Raw genomic sequence first — 18,189 nt, forward strand, 5'->3', positions numbered from 1 at the left:
TCACCGCTCCCGGACGACGGGCCCCGGCACCGGACGGGCCGGTGGGTCCCCCGGGGCCCCGAGGTACAGCACGTACAGGACCAGCGGCTCCGTGCCCTCGTTGACCCCGATGTGCGCGGTGTCCGGGCCGCTCGGCTCGACGAGCGCCTGCCCGGCCGCGTACCGCACCGGGCCCCCGCCGGACGCCTCGTAGCGGGTGAGCGTGCCCTCGCCGACCACCGCGAGCAGCCGCCCGTCGTGGTAGTGCCAGCCGGTCGAGCCGCCCGGAAGAATCGTGATCCGCCGGAACCCGAAGACCTCCGGACCCCGGAATCCCAGCTCCGCGCCCGTGCCGCAGCACCCCGTCGAGAGTTCTTCCACGAGCGGTTCCGCACCGTGCCCGGTGCCGTTCACCCGGACCCGCCGTGGATTCGCCCGGCAGCGCGTCGCGGCGATTGTCCTGGCTCGGCGTACGGAATTCATCGGCGAAGTCACGGTATCTCCCGGTGTGTTGGTGCGAAACGTGCGGAATACGCGGCGAATTCCGTCCCAGGCTAGGTCGGGGCCCGGCGTCGCCCCGTCCCCCGATAGGGGGTCGGACCAGCGGAAACGCCATCCACCGATCGGAGGGCGAACGGGCTGCGGGACCGGCCGCGACGATTGGCCCGAGGGCCGGGCGGGAACAACCAAGAAGGCCCGGATTACGGGCGGCAGCAGCATGCCGTCCGACCGCCCCGGCCGCAGAGCGAGAAACGGGAAGAACCTCATGGACACGCACGCCGGGCAGGATCCCCAGGGCAAGCGGTACGACCCGGCCGCATTCGGGGAATGGGCCTTCGTCCAGTTCCCGATCGGCATCGCGGTCTACGACCGGGACAACCGGCTCGTGCGGGTCAACGACGAAATGATCCGGCTCGTCGGCATGACGGAGGAGGAGATGCGCGGCCGCCGCATGACCGAATTCCTCAGCGGCCGTCCCTTCGAGGAATTCGCGGCCGTCGCGGCCCGGGTCCTGCGCACCGGCGTCCCCGTCCGCACCGACGACTACTTCCCCGCCCCCGCCGACGGCCGCGAACGGGCCACGGCCTGCTTCTTCACCCCTCTCACCGACCCGGACGGCACCGTCCAGGGCGTGTCCATCGCCGCCCTCGACATCACCGAGGAGTACCGCGCCCAGCAGCGGCTGGCCCTGGTCGGCGACGTGTCCGCGCGCATCGGCACCACCCTGGACGCCGGACGCACCGCGGTGGAGCTGGCCGAGGCGACGGTCGGCCGCTTCGCCGACGCCGTCGGCGTGGACCTGCTGGAGCCCGGCGCCCCGGAGGGCGCCCTCACCCTGCGCCGCACCGCGTGGCGCACGGTCACCGACGGCGAGGCGCCCGGGCCGCCCGGAGGCACCGCGCCGTACGCCGTTCCGCCCGGCTCGCCGCCCGCCCTCGCCCTGGCCTCCGGGAAGCCCTCCCTGCACCGCATCGACGAACCGGGCGTGCGCGAGTGGGCCCGGGCGTGCGGCATCCCGCCGGACGGCGCGCGCTCCCTGCTCCTGGTGCCGATGAACGCCCGCGACTCCGTCCTGGGCCTCGCGCTGTTCGTCCGAGCCGGCACCACCGAGCCCTTCGACGCCCACGACCTGCCGCTCGCCGAGGAGATCGGCACCCGCACCGCGGTCTGCATCGACAACGCCCGCCGCTACGCCCGCGAGCGCTCGGTCGCGCTCACCCTCCAGCGCAGTCTGCTGCCGGCCCGGCTGCCCAGCCACAGCGCCGTCGACGTCACCTCCCGCTATCTGCCCGCCACTTCGCAGGCCGGGATCGGCGGCGACTGGTACGACGTGATCCCGCTCTCCGGCGCGCGGGTGGCGCTCGTCGTCGGCGACATCGTCGGGCACGGCCTCCAGGCGTCCGCCACCATGGGACGGCTGCGGGCGGCCGTGCGGACCCTCGCCGACATCGACCTGCCCCCCGACGAACTCCTCACCCACCTCGACGACCTCGTCGTCCAGCTCAGCCAGGACCGCGCCGCGGAGGGCGACGAGCCGCGCGAGATGGGCGCGTCCTGTCTGTACGCGGTCTACGACCCGGTCACCCGCCGCTGTGTGATGGCCCGGGCCGGTCACCCGCCCCCGGTGCTGGTCACCCCCGACGGCCCCGCCCGCTTCGTGGACCTGCCGGAGGGTCCGCACCTGGGCGTCGGCGGGCTGCCCTTCGAGTCGCTGGAGCTCGAACTCCCCGAGGGGAGCCTGCTCGCCCTCTACACCGACGGCCTCGTCGGCGGCGACGGGCCGGCGCCGGGTGCGGGGTCGGAGACGCTGCGGGAGCTGCTGGGGCGCTCGACGGGATCGCTGGACCGCACCTGCGACCAGCTGCTGGGAGCGCTGCTCCCGGAGCGGCCCGCCGACGACATCGCGCTGCTGCTGGCCCGTACCCGGGCGCTGGACCGGGGGCAGGTCGCCGGCTGGGAGCTGACGCCCCACCCGTCCTCGGTCGCCGACGCGCGCAAGCGTGTCCTGGCGCAGCTGGGGGAGTGGGGGCTGGAGGAACTCGCCTTCACCACCGAGCTCGTGGTCAGCGAGCTGGTGACCAACGCCATCCGGCACGCCGAACCGCCCGTCCAGCTAAGGCTGATCCGCAACGGCGCGCTGATCTGCGAGGTTTCGGACGGCAGCAGCACCTCGCCGCGGATGCGGCGGGCCCGGGCGTTCGACGAGGGGGGCCGGGGCCTGCTGCTGGTGGCCCAGCTGTGCCGGCGCTGGGGGACGCGGTTCACGGCGGGCGGCAAGACGATCTGGGCCGAACAGCCGCTGACGGAGGTGACGGGGGTGACGGAGGCGGCGTGACCCTTCTCTTCTCGCATGCGCGTGAACCCGGCCCGGCGGGGGTGAGCGGCCCCGCCGGGCCGGGAGCCGGTCAGTGCTTGGCCGACGGGGTGTTGGCCTCGGTCACGTTGACCGCCGCCCACGCCTTGTCCACCGTCTTGTACTCCGTGCCGCCGGAGCCGTAGATGTCCGCGGCCGCCTGGAGGGTGGCGGTACGGGCCTGGTGGAAGTCGGTCGTGGAGACCATGTAGCGGGTGAGCGCCCGGTAGAAGATCTGCTCCGCCTTCTCGCGGCCGATCCCGGTCACCGTCGAGCCGTCGGACGTGGGGGAGTCGTAGGAGACCTTGCCGATGGTCTTCTTGCCGCTGCCCTCGGCGAGCAGGTAGAAGGCGTGCGAGGAGACGCCGGAACCGGCGTGCACCTCACGGTCGTAGGAGCCCTTGTCCCAGTAGTCGACCGTGCCCTCCAGCTTGTCGAGCGAGGGCTTGTCCAGCCGGCGCAGGAACTGCTGGTCGAGGCCGAGCTTCTCGCCCAGCAGGTAGTTGGGCGGGTTCTCCGGGTTGTTGGTCTTGAACTCCATGCCGGAGCCGAAGATGTCGGCGAGCGACTCGTTGAGGGAGCCCGCCTCGCCGAACTGGTTGCCGGCCGCGTCCACCCGGGTCGGCTGGAAGTTGGCGGTCGCGCCGATCACGCCGTGGGAGAGCTCGTGTCCGGTGACGTCGAGGGCCACCAGCGGCTGCTTGAACGTTTCGCCGTCACCGTCGCCGTAGAGCATGCAGCCGCAGTCCGGGGACCAGAAGGCGTTGCCCACCTTGTCGCCGAAGTGCACCAGGGCACCGGGGCCCTTGCCGTCGTTGGTGATGCCGTTGCGGCCGAACACGCTCTTGTAGTAGTCGAACGTGCTGGTGATGCCGTACTGGGCGTCCACGGCGGCGCTCACCGGGTCGGACGCGGTGCCGTTGCCCCAGCGGTTGGTGCTGTTGGTCAGCGCCTTGCCGTCCGCGAACTTCTCCAGCTCCTTGCCGCCCGCGTCACGGGTCTCGGCGTCGCCGCGGCTGGGGTCCTTGAGGGTGAAGGAGTCCTGCGCGGTCTGCGTGGTGGTGAGCTTGAGCGAGCCGTCGAAGATCGAGGCGCCGGTGCCGTCGGCCTGGGCGGGGAAGCCCGCCGCGGGCTTGGTGCCGGGGGCCTTCGGGGTGCGGGTGGCGCCCGTACGCGGGGTGGCCGTACGGCCCTTGGCGCGCAGGGCGGCCTTGAGCTTCGGGGAGATGAACGCGTCGGTCAGCGGGGTGGTGGCGATGACCTCGCCGGAGGTGGCGTCCACGGTCACGGCGCGCAGGGCGCCCTTCTCGGCCGCGTGGCCGCCGGTGACGGTCACCCGGTAGGCCAGGACGGCCTTGCCGGCGGTGGCGTCCACCACCAGCTCCGTTCTGCCGGCCTCGCCCTTGGCCGACTCGGCGGCCTTCGCGGCTGCCTGACGCTCCGTCAGCTTCGGCGCGATGCTGGGGACGGAGACCTGGTGACGGACGGCCTTGGTCGTGCCCACGTAGCCGTTCTTGGCGTCGAGGTGGACGACGAGGTCGCCGCCGACGACCGGGACGCCCCGGTAGGCCCGCTCGAAGCGGACGTGGCGCTTGCCCTCCGGGTCGACGAGGGAGTCCTTGACGACGAGCGTCTCCTTCGCGCCGATGCCGGTGTCCTTGGCGTGGGCCGTGGCGGCGGCGCGGGCCGCCTTCACCACATCGGCGCCGGCGGCCTGGCTCGCTCCGGTGCCCGTGGCCTTCACGGAGGAGAGAGCCTCGGTCGAGGAGGCGACGGCGCCGCGTGCGGACGGGCCCGCCGGGGCGGCCGTGGCCACGCCGGCCATGGTCGCCGCCGCTGCCACCGCGACGGCGACAGTCAGTATTCGTCCGCGAGTTGTGGGGGATGTACGCACTTTTGGCGCCCTTTGCGTAACGGCGGCCCGGCGCGCGGCCGGGCCGTCTGGCTTCGGGCGGTGCTGTCACTTGTGCACCGCGGGAACCTGTGGTCCCGCGCCGACCGTGCCAGCTTTGGCATGCGCATGGAAAGTGAGTTCACCTGGAGTTAACACAGGTGATCGACTTCTTTACAAGAGATCGACTGTGCGTGAACGATGCGCAACTTCCTGTCCACTTGACCACGATGACGGGTCAAATCGCTTCGGAGTTGCCTTAGTTCGCTTCGGTTCACGATGTGAGACGAGCGGTGACGCGGTGCGCGGCTGCGATCACCCGGGCGTGATCGGTCGGGTGTGGTCGGTCAGGCGTGATCGGTCGGGGGTGGTCGCTCAGCCGCGGGTGGTGCCGGCCGGCACCACCCGGGCGAGCACGCCGCCCAGCAGACCGGCCGCCAGTCCCCACAGCGCGCCCAGCCCGGTCAGCCGCGGCAGCAGCGCGTACAGGCGCACCTCGTGCCCGAAGGCGTCGAGTTCGCCGATGCCCAGCAGCGAGAGGCCGTAGCGGGCCGAGAGACCGGTGGCGGCCCCGGCGGCCCACAGGCCCAACGCCAGGACCACGGCGAGCCGGACGCCCTGCCACCACAGCGGGGCGGGAAAGGCACGGGCCGTCAGGAAACCCGCGGCGACCAGGGCGACCGCCGCGACGGCCACCAGCACCCAGGTCCGGCCGTCGTGCCGGGACAGCGACGTGAGGTCCACCGTCGCCTCCCCGCCGCCCTCCTGGAGCACCGCGGCGAGCGCCCGTGGCATCGGCAGCCCGATGCCGCCGCCGGGCACGCTGCCCTTCCACGCCCCGCCGAGGCCCACGCCCAGCGCGAGCCACGCCAGATTGGGCAGCCCCAGCAGCAGCACGGCAGCCGTCCGGGCCGTGTGCCCCCTGGTGCACAGCACCACCACCCCGACCACCAGCCCGAGCAGCACGTACCCCAGCAGTAGTCCGGCCACCGCGCGCACCGCGGGCCCGGCCACGGCCCGGAGCCGCAGCAGCGGTGCGGGCAGGGGCGTACGGCCCGAGACGCAGACGGCCACGGCGCACACCACCAGCAGCCACACCAGCCCCCAGCCGAGCGTGGCCCCCACGTCCGCCCGGAACCCCACCGTGGGCTCCGCGCCCAGCGCCGCCCCGAGCTCGTCGAGGAGCGAACTGCCCAGGCCGATGCGGAAGGTGTGCCGCGCGGCGCGAGCGACCGGCAGCAGGGCGAGCAGCCACAGGACCGCGGCGCGGGCCGCGCGGGCCGGCAGCTCCGCCGGGCCCGACGGCGGACCGTGCCGCGGCGGCCGCAGCAGTGCCGCGCCCGCGGCGAGCGCCCCGGCCAGCGTCACCGAGAGCGGCACGGCGGCGAGCGTCGCCCCCGTCCGGCCGAGGACGCCCGCGCCGCCGGTGACATCCACCGTCCCGCCCACGGCCGCCGCCACCGTGGCCGCGAGGACCGCCGGGAAGGCGCCCGACGGCAGGTCGGCCGCGCCCGCCGCCCACAGGCCCAGCGCGCCGACCGCGCCCATGGCGGCCAGCGCCGCCACGACCACCGTCAGGGCCTCGGCCCAGGCGCGCGCCGACGGCCGGGGGAGAGACCCGGAGAGCTGGCTCACGGCTCCAACGTACGTTCCGGCGGCGGTGGTCACCCGCCTGCCGGGGCAGCCGGGGGAAGGGCGGCCGTCCGCTTGCGGGGGGTGCGGGTCCGGTACACACAATGACCTCTGGGGTGGGACGTTCCGAGGCCGACACCGCAGTCGCCCCCGACCACAGGAGGGACGCCCCCTGCCGCCCGAACCGCCGTCCGCCGCTCCTGCGGGGCGTCGGCAGGCACCGCTGCTGCTGGTCACGGCCGCCGTCGTCTACAACGACTGGCTGCTGGAACTCGTCCTGCCGACGGGACTCGACCCGCGCCACTCCTACGTCAGCGAGCTCTACGCCGCGGACCAGCGCTTCCGGCTGCTGTTCGCCGCGCTCGAACTCGCCGCCGCGGCACTGGTGGTGGCCGCGGCGCTGCCGGCGGCCCGCCGCCGGGGCGCGGAGCGCGGGGAGCGGGCGGGGTGGTGGTGCCAGGTCGCGTTCGGGGTGTTCTCCGTGGCCGACGTGATTGTGCCGATGCGGTGCGCTCCTTCGGCGGAGCCGGGGTGCGAGGCGGTCAATCCCTGGCATACGGCGACGAGTGCGCTGGTGCACGCGGCGCTGTTCGCGTCGATGGCCCTGCTGGTGCTGGGCACGGACCGGTCCGTGCGGCGCCGGGGCGGCTGGGGTGGCCGGGGCGGCTGGGTGCCGGTGGTGGTGCCGGTGGCGGCGTTGGTGACGGCGGTCTGCACGGTGGGGCCGTTGTTCGGGCATCCGGGGTGGCATGGGGTGGCGCAGCGGGCGCATTTGGTGCTGGTGGGGGTGTGGTTTGTGGTGGTGGGGGTGGGGGAGTGGGGGCGGCGGCCGGTGCGGGTGCGGGTGGGTTGAGGGGTTTTGTGCCCCGGTCCCTCCCCCAGAGGGGGTACCCCCTCTGGGGGAGGGACCGGGGCACAAAACCCGCGCAGCAACCAGCCCTCACCCGGACGCCCCGCAACAAGCGCGCGCCCCCGGCCCCCGGGGTCTGATGGGCCATATGTCATCGCCCCACCCGCCGCAGCCACCCCACTGGCCGCCCCGGACACCACCACCTCCGCCACCAGCGCCTCCGACGCCCCCGTCCCCACCCGCCCACCCCGTCTCCCACCTGTGGCTGCGGTGTCTGCTCGGGGGGCTGGCGCTCTGGGCGCTGGCCGTCGTCGTCACCGTCACCACCCAGAACACCAACCTGCTGCCCACCCTCATCCTGCTCGGCAGCTTCCTCACCCCGGGCTGCTTCGCGCTGTGGGCCGCGGAGCGGTACGGGCGGGAGCTCGGGGCGGGCCTGCTGATCAGCTGCTTCGTGGTGGGCGGGGTGCTCGGCGTGCTCGGCGCGTCCGTCCTGGAGTACTACCTGCTCCACCCCTCCGTATGGCTCTTCCTCGGCGTGGGTCTCATCGAGGAGGCCGTCAAGGCGGCCGCCCTGGTCCTGCTGGTGCGCCGGCGCCGGGAGATCCGCGGGGTGCGCGCGGGCCTGGTGCTGGGCGCGGCGGTCGGCTTCGGCTTCGCGGCCTTCGAGAGCTCGGGCTACGCGTTCAACGCGCTGTTCACCGTACGCGGCACCATCTCGCTGCGCGGCCTGGTCGAGACGGAGGTCCTGCGCGGGCTGCTGGCCCCGTTCGGGCACGGGCTGTGGACCGCGATCCTCGGCGGCGCCCTGTTCGGCTGCCGCCGCGACGGCCGCTTCCACCTCACCGGCCGGGTATGGGCCACTTATCTGGGCGTGTCCGTCCTGCACGCGCTGTGGGACTCGGTGAACGGCATCGCTGTCTGGCTGGTGTACCAGCTGACGGCGACCGGCTACGAGCGCACCCTGTTCGAGTACGGCTATCTGCCGCGTCCGACGGTCGAGCAGAAGCACCTCTACACCCTCTTCTCCGACGGCGGCCTGGTGGTCGTCGGCCTGCTCGGCATCGGCTGGCTGCTGGCGACGGCCCGCGCGGCCCGCAGACCGGGTCCGTAGCCGCGGACCGCATCCGTGGCCGCCGTCCACCGTCCGGAGCAACCGGCCGGGGCGGCCCCGCGACCGCGTCCGCCAAGCCCGCGGCCCCGCGCCCGGGCGGCACCGGCCCCCGAGCAGTGGCGGACACCCTTCCCCCGCGCGAGAGTCGACCCGCGGGGAGCCGATCCGGAGCGAGAGGTGCGGGCATGGCGGACGCGATCACACAGGTGCTGGCCGGTCTCGACGAGGCCCGTCGCAGGGAGCTCGCGGCGCTCTACCGCGACCTGCACACCCATCCCGAGCTGTCGTTCGCCGAGCACCGGACGGCCGCGGAGGTCGCCCGCAAGGTCCGTTCCTACGGCTACGACGTCACCGAGAGCGTGGGCCGGACCGGAGTGGTGGCCGTCCTCAAGCGCGGCGCCGGTCCCACGGTGCTGCTGCGGGCCGACTTCGACGCCGTCCCCGTGCAGGAGCGCACCGGTCTGCCGCACGCGTCGGCGGCCGACGGCGTGATGCACGCCTGCGGCCACGACATGCACGCCAGCTGCCTGGTGGGGGCGCTGCGGCTGCTGGCGGAGGGGCGCGAGCACTGGTCCGGCACCGTCGTCGCCGTCTTCCAGCCCGCGCAGGAGACCGGCGAGGGCGCGAAGGCGATGGTCGAGGACGGGCTCTTCAAGCGGTTCGGCCGGCCGAAGGCCGTGCTCGGACAGCGGATGGCGGCGCTGCCCGCCGGGACGGTCGGCTGCCACGCGGGCCCGGCGTTCGCGGCGGCCGACTCCCTGCATGTGCGGCTGACCGGGCGGGGCGGGCACGGCTCCGTGCCGGAGGCCGCCGTGGACCCGGTGGTGATGGCCGCGGCCGCGGTGCTCAGGCTCCAGACGGTCGTCTCGCGGGAGGTGGCCGGCCGCGACACCGCGATCGTCACCGTCGGCTCGCTGCGCGCCGGCGCCGACGACGGCCTGATCCCGGACGAGGCCGAGATGCGGCTGGACGTGCGCACCTACGACCGCCGGGTGCGCAAGCGCGTCCTCGCGGCGATCGAGCGGATCGTCCGGGCCGAGGCCGCCGCGTCCGGTGCCGACAGGCCCCCGGAGGTCACCCCGCTCGACTCCTGCCCGGTCCTGGTCAACGACCCGGACGCGGCGGAGCGCACCATGGCCGCCGTCGGGTCCGTCCTCGGCCTGGAGAACGTGACCGACCCCGGGCCGCTGCCCGCCGGTGACGACCTCGGGGTCCTCGGCGCCGCCGCCCGTGCCCCTGTCTGCCACTGGCTCCTGGGCGGCAGCGACCCCGAGGCGTACGCCCGGGCGGAGAAGGCCGGCACCACGGCCCGCGACATCCCCGCCCCGCACTCCCCGTACTTCGCACCGGTCGTCGAGCCCACCCTGGCCACCGGGGTGACCGCCCTCGTCGCGGGCGCCCTGGCCTGGCTGGGCGGTCCCCCGCGCGGGCGCCGCTGACCCCGGCGTACGACCCCGGCGTACGACTTTCGTGGAACGGCCCCGCGACCTTCGGCGCACGCCGGGACCGGGCGGGCCTGCTTAGGCTGCACCTTATGGGTGTGACGCATGGGGCTCGTGATCTTTGGGCGCGGTGGATCGATCCGGCTCAGTGGTCACGCCGGCGGGTGGTGGGCGAGACCGCCCTGGCCGCCGGGCTCGCCCTGCTCACCGGCTCCGCGGAGTACCTGACCGGTGAGGGCCTCCTCAGGACGCTGCTGTTCGCCCTCGCCATCGCTGTGCTCTCCCTGGTGCGGCGCACGCTGCCCGCGACCGTGCTGATCGCCGCCGGGGCGCTGGACGCGGCGACGAGCGGCGGCCTCCTGCTGATCGTGGCCGCCTGGTCCGCGGGCCGCCGGATCAAGGGGGTGCTGCGGGCGTCGGCGGCCTTCACCGCGTCCTTCGTGGCGTTCGAGGCCATCAACCTCCTTGAGAACAGGTCGGCGGTGGCGATCGCCTTCTCCGTCCTCCTCTTCCTGGTGATGGCGGTCGTCCCGGGCATCACCGGCCGCTACTGGAGCCAGCGGCGGGCCCTGATGCGGACCCTGCACGAGCGCAACGCCCAGCTGCTGCGCGAGCGCCAGATGATCGCCCGCCAGGCGCGGATGCGCGAGCGGCAGCGGATCGCCCAGGACATGCACGACAGCCTCGGCCACCAGCTGGCGCTGATCGCCGTGCAGACGGGCGCCCTGGAGGTGTCCCGGGGGCTGAGCGAGCAGCAGCGCGAGGCGGTCGGGGTGCTGCGCGAGGCGTCGGTGGCCGCCATGCACGAACTGCGCGCGGTGGTCGGCGTCCTCAAGGACGGCACGGTGGACGACGGCGCGGTGGAGGAGGCGCGTGCCGAATCCGGGGTGGTGGCCGGCATCGACGGGCTCGTGGAGTCGGCGGCCGCCGCGGGGACGGACATACGGCTCGTCCGCTCCGGCGAGCCCCGGCCGCTGGGCGCTCCGGCCGACCACGCGGCGTACCGCATCGTCCAGGAGGGGCTGACCAACGCCTTCAAGCACGCTTCCGGTGCGCGGATCGCCGTCGGCCTGTACTACGAGGCGGACTCGCTGGTGGTGGAGGTCGTCAACGGGCCGGTGCCCAAGGGCGGCGCCGCGGGAACGGCCGCCGTGAGCGGCGGCCAGGGGCTCACGGGGCTGCGGGAACGCGCCCGGCTGGCCGGCGGGATGGTGCGCTCCGGGCCGGTGGAGGACGGCGGCTTCCGGCTCGCGGGAGTGCTCCCGTACGGCGCGGGGCCGGGGACGACCTTGGTCGGGGCGGGCGACGACCTTCGGCGGCAGCCTCCGGCGACGGCTCCGGGCGACGGTCAACGGGTCGGTGACGAACCGGTTATCGACCCGCTCGATCCGCGTGAGGAGTTCAAGAACATCATGAGTGTCAGGAGGAGCCGGGGTTGCCTGGTCGGCTGCGGGGTGGGTCTGCTGATCCTCGCCGGTCTGGCCGTGCTGGCCGTGCTGGGGGTCGGCAAGCTCTTCGACGAGATGAAGAAGGCGTCCATCGACCCGGGGGTCTACCGCTCCATCACCGTGGGCACGTCCGAGGACGCCGTGCGCAAGAAGCTGCCCTCCGGGGAGTCGTTCCTGACCTCCGGGGTCAAGGGCAAGGGGCCCGCCGAGCCCGCCGGGGCGCAGTGCCTCTCGCTGCTGTCCACGGACTCCCCGGACGACATCGACCGGGACCGCGTGTACCGCTTCTGCTTCAAGGGCGGGAAACTGATCGAAAAGCGTGAGTTCGTCGTCAGGAACGACTAGCCGTCGTCAACAACGATCGGCCGACAGACGCTCAGCAGACATCAGTTATCAGGAGACCCCCGTGATCCGCGTCCTCATCGCCGACGACGAGCCGCTCATCCGGGCCGGCATCAGGATGATCCTGACCTCGGCCGACGACATCGAAGTGGTGGCCGAGGCGGCGAACGGGCACGAGGCGGTCGAGCTGGCGCGGCGGCACCTGGTGGACGTCGCGCTGCTCGACATCCAGATGCCGGTCATGGACGGGCTCACCGCACTCGCCGAACTGGGCCGGACGGCCCCGGGCGTCCGGGTCCTGATCCTCACCACCTTCGGCGAGCGCGAGAACGTGCTGCGCGCCCTGCGGCACGGCGGGGCCGGCTTCCTCCTCAAGGACTCGGCCCCCGGCGAACTGATGGGCGCGGTCCGCGCCGCCGCGGCGGGCAACGCGTATCTGTCGCCCGCGGCCACCCGGCACGTCGCGGACTCCCTCGCCGCCGGTCCCGCCGAGGACCGGGGCGAGGAGGCGCGGGCGCGGGTGGCGGGGCTGAGCGGCCGGGAGCGGGAGGTGCTGGAGCTGCTCGGCGAGGGGCTCTCCAACGCCGACGCGGGGCGGCGGCTGCACATGAGCGAGGCCACGGTGAAGACGTACGTCAGCCGGATCCTGGCCAAGCTCGACTGCGAGAACCGGGTCCAGGCCGCCCTGTTGGCGCGGGACGCCGGGCTGGGGCGGTGACGGACGGGGTGCGTATCGCGCGGCGGCGCGGGTCGTTGAGTGCGTGAAGGCCCTTTTCGGGCCGAACGTCCTCGTACGACCGCACGAGAAATGGATCAATGATGCGTCTTGTCCGTCCGGTCCTCACCGCTCTCGCCGGGCTCGCCCTCGTCCTGACCCTCCCCATGGACGCCTCCGCCGCCAAGGGGCCGTTCACCTTCCAGTCCGGCGGCCGGCCGTTCTTCGTCCAGGACCCGCCGGACGGCAAGTGCTTCGACATGAGCCAGGGGGCGAAGAGCCCGCACAACGGGACGGGCGGTCCGGCCACGGTCTTCAGCGGCAAGAAGTGCAGCGGGAAGGCGACCCGCCTCGCCCCGGGGAAGGAGGGCCCGAAGGGCCTGAACTTCTCCAGCGTCCGCTTCGGCTGACCTCCCGGGCGGCCCGTCTCACGCGGGCGGCGGGCCGCCCATCCCGCGCAGCATGCCCGCGCCCCCCGTCGCCAGGAAGCGGACCACGAGCACGGCGGCGAGCAGCAGGAAGCCGATATTGAGGAACGTCGTGTAGCCCCAGGTGACGCCGGACCCGGCGACCGCGGCCCCGCCGCGGCCCGGCACCAGGCCCAGGCCCGCGAAGACGGCCTCCACCAGCCACCCCGCGACGGCCATGGCCGGGTAGAAGGTGGCGAGCAGGAACAGCGCCGTGCGCGTCCCGTAGTACTTCCGGTAGATGCCCAGGATCGGCAGGATCAGCAGGTCGGCGAAGACGAACGAGACGACGCCGCCGAAGCTGATGCCGCCCTTCCACAGCACCACCGCCAGCGGCACATTGCCGATGGAGCAGACGAACGAGAGCATCGCCACCACGGGCCCGATCAGCGGCCCCCACACCCGGGCGGCCAGCAGGTGGCCGTCGAAGAAGAAGGCCCGCCAGAAGGAGTCGGGCACCCATGCGGCGACCGCCCCGGCGGCCAGCAGGCCCAGCACCAGGTCGCGCAGGACCGCCGCCCACTCCATGACGAAGACGTGCGCGGTGGCCGTGAGGCCCGCGGGGGACAGCAGCCGACGGACGAACGGCCCCTCGCCGCGCACGGACATGTCCATCGCCGCGTGTCCCTCCATCGCCCCCGCCAGCCCCCGGTCCGCCTGGGCCCGGGCCTCCGCCAGCAGGTTCTCGCGCAGGAACGCCCGGAACAGCAGCGCGAGTACGGCGATCATCACTGTGCCCCCGGCGTACTCGGCCACCGTGAACTGCCAGCCCATCAGGAGGGCCAGGAGCACGCCGAGTTCGACGACCAGATTGGTCGAGGCCACCTCGAAGGCCATGCAGGCGGTGAAGTCGGCACCCTTGCGGAACAGCGAACGCGCCAGCGCCACCGCCGCGTACGAGCACGACGACGAGGCCGCGCCCAGTCCGGCCGCCAGCGCGAGGGTGCGCGGACGGGCGTTCCCGAGCGCTCCGGCGACCGTGGCGGGGCGGACGACGGCCTGCACCACGGCGGAGAGCGCGAAGCCGAGCACCAGGGCCCAGGTGATCTCCCAGGCCATCGAACCGGCGACCGTGAGGGCATGCGTGAGGGCAAGGGCGAGGGCCTGCATGGGGGTCACGTTAGCCACCGGTGCCCGGCCGGAGGGGGAGGACAGGGCGGAGGGGCGCCCGGCGCTCGCCGGACGCCCCTCCGCCCTGTGCCGCTCTACTTCTCCTCGACGACGCAGGTGGTGTGGTTGAGAACACCGATGGTGTCGCTGCCGCAGTTGTTGCTGTAGCCGGAGGCGTTGCGCGAGTCGATGTTGGACAGCAGACCGCCGCTCGGGCCGGTCAGCTGGCGGCCGCCGTGGTGGGAGCTGTGCCGGGTGACACACGTCCGCTCGTTGAGCACGCTGACCCGGCCGGTGCCGCACAGGTTGGCGTGGCCCGAGGAGTTCCTGCCGTCGATGTTGGACAGCAGGCCGCCCGCCCCCAGGTCGATCGTGTCGGCGCTCGCGGCCCCGAGGCCGGCGGGGGAGGCCAGAACCGCCACGGCCAGGCCGGAAAGAACCGCGAATCGCTTCAGTGCACCCACTGGTTGCCCTGTCTCTTCGAAGGATGCGGCGTACCGTTGTGGACGCCGCCCGTCATTCATATGGCCTAACGGGGCGGAGTGGTCGCGGTTACGGCTACCGTCCGATGAACGGGAATTCAGTTTTCGTGGACTGGTGGACTTGTGGACTAACGGACTTCTTCGGCCAGGTCGATCAACGCCCAGAGATTCCGCCACCATTGCTCCAGGAATCCGTAGTGGCGGACCGTGTGCGCCACGAAGTAGAGCCCGAAGCGATTCACCGCCAGATCCCTGAGGGCGAGCCGGTACCCGGATTCCCACATGTTCCGGTCGATGACGGTGCGCGCCTGCGTCTCCAGGGACTTCCGGTGGATTTCCGAAAGCTCCCTGACAACCGTGCCGTTGATGTCGGCGGGGTCCAGAGCGGTACAGAGCAGCTCCGCCAGATCGTGCTGGGGAATGTGCAGGGTGGCGAGTTCCCAGTCGAAGGCGCACAGCCTGCCGTCCGGCCTGATGGCCAGATTGCGGGGATTGAAGTCGTTGTGCACGAGCGTTCTCGGCATCGCCTCGATCCTCGGCCACCAGCGGTCGGCCGTCGCGACGTAGGAGACGATCCGGTCGTGGTGGTGCCCGTCGACGAGTTCGGGGAACTCCTCCGCGGAGTGGTCGGCCAGGGCCAGCCACAGGTCCCGCATCCCGACCATGTCCGCGGCGTTCGGCACGTGCCCGATCCATGGCATCCGGCCCAGCGCGGATTCCCTGCCGTACCAGACGGAGTGGAGCTGCCCGAGGTCGCGCAGCGCGATCCCGAGGTGCCGGCGCGACCACCCGCGCGCACGGTCCGACGTCTCCATCAGCTCCATGCCGTCGAGGCACTCCATCACGATGACGTAGGTCTCCCGCCGGTCGTCGCGGAGCGTCCGGTGGAGCCCGGGCACCAGGCGGGTGAAGCGGGGATCCGTCTGCTCGTACAGGGCCAACTCCCGTACGTCGCAGCCGACGAAGCCGAGGCGCCGGTCGAATCTGCGGTAGTGGGTCGCCACCGGCCCGCCGCAGTGGGCGGCCGCCAGGCCGGCCATCTTGATGACCTCCCGGTCGGTGGGCTTGACCTTGACCATGACGTCGACCTTCTCCTCCGTTCCGCCGCGGTCGACCCTGATCTGCATCGGGAAGAGCCCGACGGACTTGTTCACGGTCCGGGAGGTCAGCTCCGACAGGACGCTGGGGCCCATGGGGATCTCGATCGTCGCGACGTCCTTCACGGTGACGTCCGGCGCCGCGGCGTGCCCCAGGGCGGACTCGAAGAAGGGGGCGTCGAGTTCGTCGAGCCGGAACCAGTCGACGGGCCTGTTGCGCCCGAGGCGCTCATGGGCACTGGCGAACTGCCCGGAGACGGCCGCGGAGACGGTGGAGAGGTCCAGGGCGAGGGCGAAGCCGGCGATGATCTCGGCCAGGCGTGCCGTGCCTCCCTGTCCCGCGCAGCCCATGACCTCCAGGAGTTCGCGCTGCACCGGAAGGTGGGTGCCGCCGCCGACCGTGCCGATCGCCAGGCCGGGGAGGGTGATGCTCGCATGGACGCCGTCCGCCGTCCGTTCCAGGATGAACTGGGACGCGCCGGACTCGTGGACGCAGGCGATGTCCTGGCCCGTCGCGGCGAAGACGGCCGCGACGATGTTGGCGGTGTTGGCGTGGGAGCCGATCACGCCGCTGTGGACGGCCCCGGCCGCGATGTGGTGGTAGCCCCGGACCAGTTCGTCGGGTGTGGTCTTCAGGACGCGTTCGACGACGCCGCCCGGCAGGACGCAGTCCGCCGTCGCCCTGATGCCGCGGCCGGCCGCCATGGCCTGGTACGACGCCTTCTTGTCGCCGGAGGTGTTCCCTTCGACGATGAACGACTCCAGGTCCGGCCCGGCCAGTTCGGGGCGGTCCAGGATCCACCGGCACGCGTGCCAGGTGCAGGCGGTGGTCATGTTCTGGCCCGCCGCGTCCCCGGTCGTGTAGGTGAACCGCAGGTGGACGGTCCTGCCCAGCACCGCGGGTTCGAGCGAGACGAGTTGGGCGTGCCGCGAGACCTCCCGGACGACGCCGCGGAGTTCGTCCAGGCGCCCGCGGACCGCCGAGGCGAAGCGGACGGCGCCCGTCATCCTGGAGAAGGCGAACACCGGCGCACGCGTCATGCTCTGTGAGACGGCGTGGGTGCTCACTCCGCCCGCCATGCTGACGGCCAGGGCCCCGCGGGTCGCCGACGAGACCAGCGCGCCCTCCGACGTCGCCATGGGCGCGTAGATCTCTCCCCGGACGTTCGTCCCGAGGAACAGCAGCGGTCCGGCGATGCCGACGGGGATCTCGACGCCGCCGACGAACCCCTCGACGTTCCCGGTCAGTCTCCCGGCGTCGAGCCCGGTGTGCTGGAGGGAGTCCAGGTCCAGCCGGGTCGTGGCGCGGAGCCAGTCGAGCCGCTGGAGGCGGGCCGACTCCGTGTAGATCCCCCTGGCGGGAACGTACTTGCCGGTGGAGCGGGACCGGCGTGCTGGCCCGGGGTTTTCCCCTGGACTCATACGGCATCACTTTTCTTCTGTGCGATCGAGTGCGTATCGAAGGCGTATCGAGGGTTCTGGACGAGGGCTTCGCGGATCCGGGGATTCACGGGTGTACGAGGTCCGGGCGCAGGGTCCGGACCGAGGAGGCGAACAGGACCGGGAACGGGACGGCCAGGGCGAGCGTGCCGAGGGCCAGGGCGTTCCACAGGCCGAGCCAGGTCCCGCAGGCTCCGGCGAGAAGGGCGGCCAGGGGCTGGGATCCGTAGATGACCCACCGGCTCGTGGCGAACGCCCGGCCCTGCAGGGCCGGGTCGCAGACGGCCTGCCGGATGCTGCGCTGGGTCGAGCCCTGGGCGACGGCGCACCCCAGCTGCACGAACAGCCCCAGTCCGATGGCGAGTTGTCCCGCGCGGCCGGGTGCGGCGAGCAGGAGCGGCACCTCGGTGAGCGGGGCCAGGGCCAGGGAGGTGAGCATCACGCGGGCCGGGCCGTACCGGGCGACGAGCGGCCGGACCACGAGCGCTCCGCAGAAGCCGCCGAGCGCGGCCACGCCGAGCGTCGTGCCCAGCGCCTCCCCGGAGTAGCGCAGGTCGCGCAGCAGGTAGACGGACCACAGCGTGGTGAGGAAGGCGACGACGGTGACGTACGCCGTGCCGGCCAGCACCAGCGGCCGGATTGTGGGGTGGGACCACAGGTAACGCAGTCCTTCGCCGATCTCGGCGCGGAACGTGGTGGTGCCCGCGGGCCGTGCGGCGGCCGGTTCGGGGTTCCGGATGCGGGCGAGGAGGAGGGCGCAGGCCAGGAAGGAGGCGACGTCCAGGCATACGGACCGGGCGGCGCCGAGGGCGGTGACGAGGGCGGCGCCGAGCTGGGATCCGGCGCTGTCCGCCAGGGAGCTGACGCCGCCGAGCTTGGAGTTGGCCTCCAGCAGCAGCCGGCGCGGGAGCAGCGAGGGGAGGAAGCTGATGCGGGCGGTGGAGCCGAAGACCTCCGCGGTCGCGCTCACCAGCGCCACCGCGTACAGCTGCCCCAGCGACAGCCGGCCCAGGGCGTCGGCCAGGGGGACGGTGGCGAACGCGGCGCCGCTCACCAGGGCCGCGCCCACCATCACGGGATGTTTGCGGTACCGGTCGGCCAGGGCTCCGGCGGGGAGCGACACCAGCAGGGGCGGGAGCTTCTGGGCGCACGACAACAGCGCGACCTGCCAGACGGAGGCGTGCAGGGTCACGACCGCGATCAGCGGGAGTGCCACCTGGGTGACGCCACTGCCGACGAGGTCGACGGCGTTGGCGCTCCAGTAGTGGAGGAAGTCCCGGTGCCGCCACAGGCTGCCGCCCGCCGGGGTGTCGTGCGCCACGTCCG

The 18,189-nt window shown here is 73.2% G+C and carries 14 protein-coding genes; 7 read left to right on the forward strand and 7 right to left on the reverse strand.

Annotated features, from left to right (window positions below; genetic code table 11):
- Positions 1-360 carry a cupin domain-containing protein gene (locus AB8735_RS32900; RefSeq protein ID WP_344027831.1) on the reverse strand — a complete coding sequence of 120 codons (360 nt, stop codon included), beginning with the start codon at positions 358-360 and terminating at the stop codon, positions 1-3.
- Positions 361-745: 385 nt separating this feature from the next.
- Here AB8735_RS32900 and AB8735_RS32905 point away from each other — a divergent pair, with 385 nt between their 5' ends.
- On the forward strand, positions 746-2,815 hold the full coding sequence (locus AB8735_RS32905; protein WP_372411320.1) for a SpoIIE family protein phosphatase: 2,070 nt from the start codon (positions 746-748) through the stop codon (positions 2,813-2,815).
- Positions 2,816-2,885: 70 nt separating this feature from the next.
- Here the strand turns inward: AB8735_RS32905 and AB8735_RS32910 are convergent, their stop codons facing one another.
- Both AB8735_RS32910 and AB8735_RS32915 read right to left on the reverse strand, forming a co-directional pair.
- Entirely contained in the window at positions 2,886-4,658 is a 1,773-nt protein-coding gene (locus tag AB8735_RS32910; protein WP_372411952.1) for a M4 family metallopeptidase, read from the reverse strand.
- 441 nt (positions 4,659-5,099) lie between these two features.
- Entirely contained in the window at positions 5,100-6,359 is a 1,260-nt protein-coding gene (locus AB8735_RS32915) for a streptophobe family protein (protein ID WP_344027825.1), read from the reverse strand.
- A 25-nt stretch (positions 6,360-6,384) separates the two neighbouring features.
- Between AB8735_RS32915 and AB8735_RS32920 the strand changes: the two genes are divergently transcribed.
- The 6 genes from AB8735_RS32920 to AB8735_RS32945 all read left to right on the forward strand — a co-directional run bounded on the left by AB8735_RS32920 (position 6,385) and on the right by AB8735_RS32945 (position 12,677).
- Positions 6,385-7,209: a DUF998 domain-containing protein gene (locus AB8735_RS32920; protein WP_372411322.1), complete on the forward strand. Its 825-nt coding sequence runs from the start codon at positions 6,385-6,387 to the stop codon at positions 7,207-7,209.
- A 145-nt stretch (positions 7,210-7,354) separates the two neighbouring features.
- Positions 7,355-8,320 carry a PrsW family glutamic-type intramembrane protease gene (locus AB8735_RS32925; RefSeq protein ID WP_372411325.1) on the forward strand — a complete coding sequence of 322 codons (966 nt, stop codon included), beginning with the start codon at positions 7,355-7,357 and terminating at the stop codon, positions 8,318-8,320.
- A 185-nt stretch (positions 8,321-8,505) separates the two neighbouring features.
- Positions 8,506-9,759 carry an amidohydrolase gene (locus AB8735_RS32930; protein ID WP_372411327.1) on the forward strand — a complete coding sequence of 418 codons (1,254 nt, stop codon included), beginning with the start codon at positions 8,506-8,508 and terminating at the stop codon, positions 9,757-9,759.
- Positions 9,760-9,929: 170 nt separating this feature from the next.
- On the forward strand, positions 9,930-11,555 hold the full coding sequence (locus AB8735_RS32935; RefSeq protein ID WP_372411329.1) for a sensor histidine kinase: 1,626 nt from the start codon (positions 9,930-9,932) through the stop codon (positions 11,553-11,555).
- A 61-nt stretch (positions 11,556-11,616) separates the two neighbouring features.
- Positions 11,617-12,270, forward strand: coding sequence for a response regulator (locus AB8735_RS32940; RefSeq protein ID WP_372411330.1), 654 nt, complete (start codon positions 11,617-11,619; stop codon positions 12,268-12,270).
- 98 nt (positions 12,271-12,368) lie between these two features.
- Positions 12,369-12,677 carry a hypothetical protein gene (locus tag AB8735_RS32945; RefSeq protein ID WP_344027812.1) on the forward strand — a complete coding sequence of 103 codons (309 nt, stop codon included), beginning with the start codon at positions 12,369-12,371 and terminating at the stop codon, positions 12,675-12,677.
- 18 nt (positions 12,678-12,695) lie between these two features.
- Here AB8735_RS32945 and AB8735_RS32950 read toward each other — a convergent pair whose 3' ends face one another.
- From AB8735_RS32950 to AB8735_RS32965, 4 genes are all read right to left on the reverse strand, one after another.
- On the reverse strand, positions 12,696-13,844 hold the full coding sequence (locus AB8735_RS32950) for a permease (RefSeq protein WP_372411331.1): 1,149 nt from the start codon (positions 13,842-13,844) through the stop codon (positions 12,696-12,698).
- Positions 13,845-13,939: 95 nt separating this feature from the next.
- Positions 13,940-14,308: a hypothetical protein gene (locus AB8735_RS32955; protein ID WP_344027810.1), complete on the reverse strand. Its 369-nt coding sequence runs from the start codon at positions 14,306-14,308 to the stop codon at positions 13,940-13,942.
- A gap of 146 nt (positions 14,309-14,454) precedes the next feature.
- Positions 14,455-16,845, reverse strand: coding sequence for a phosphotransferase (locus tag AB8735_RS32960; RefSeq protein WP_372411332.1), 2,391 nt, complete (start codon positions 16,843-16,845; stop codon positions 14,455-14,457).
- Positions 16,846-16,930: 85 nt separating this feature from the next.
- The gene (locus AB8735_RS32965) at positions 16,931-18,184 is read right to left on the reverse strand and encodes an MFS transporter (RefSeq protein WP_372411333.1); all 1,254 of its coding nucleotides are present in this window, start codon (positions 18,182-18,184) and stop codon (positions 16,931-16,933) included.
- Positions 18,185-18,189 lie beyond the last annotated feature (5 nt).

Origin of the sequence: Streptomyces luteireticuli (genome assembly GCF_041519305.1) — a bacterium.
GTDB classification, from domain to species: domain Bacteria; phylum Actinomycetota; class Actinomycetes; order Streptomycetales; family Streptomycetaceae; genus Streptomyces; species Streptomyces luteireticuli.

Excerpts from the sequence above, each read along its gene's own strand:
- AB8735_RS32925 (WP_372411325.1), top strand. The coding sequence starts at position 7,355 with ATGTCATCGCCCCACCCGCCGCAGCCACCCCACTGGCCGCCCCGGACA.
- AB8735_RS32930 (WP_372411327.1), top strand. The coding sequence starts at position 8,506 with ATGGCGGACGCGATCACACAGGTGCTGGCCGGTCTCGACGAGGCCCGT.
- AB8735_RS32950 (WP_372411331.1), bottom strand. The coding sequence starts at position 13,844 with ATGCAGGCCCTCGCCCTTGCCCTCACGCATGCCCTCACGGTCGCCGGT.
- AB8735_RS32910 (WP_372411952.1), bottom strand. The coding sequence starts at position 4,658 with ATGGCCGGCGTGGCCACGGCCGCCCCGGCGGGCCCGTCCGCACGCGGC.
- AB8735_RS32960 (WP_372411332.1), bottom strand. The coding sequence starts at position 16,845 with ATGAGTCCAGGGGAAAACCCCGGGCCAGCACGCCGGTCCCGCTCCACC.
- AB8735_RS32905 (WP_372411320.1), top strand. The coding sequence starts at position 746 with ATGGACACGCACGCCGGGCAGGATCCCCAGGGCAAGCGGTACGACCCG.
- AB8735_RS32945 (WP_344027812.1), top strand. The coding sequence starts at position 12,369 with ATGATGCGTCTTGTCCGTCCGGTCCTCACCGCTCTCGCCGGGCTCGCC.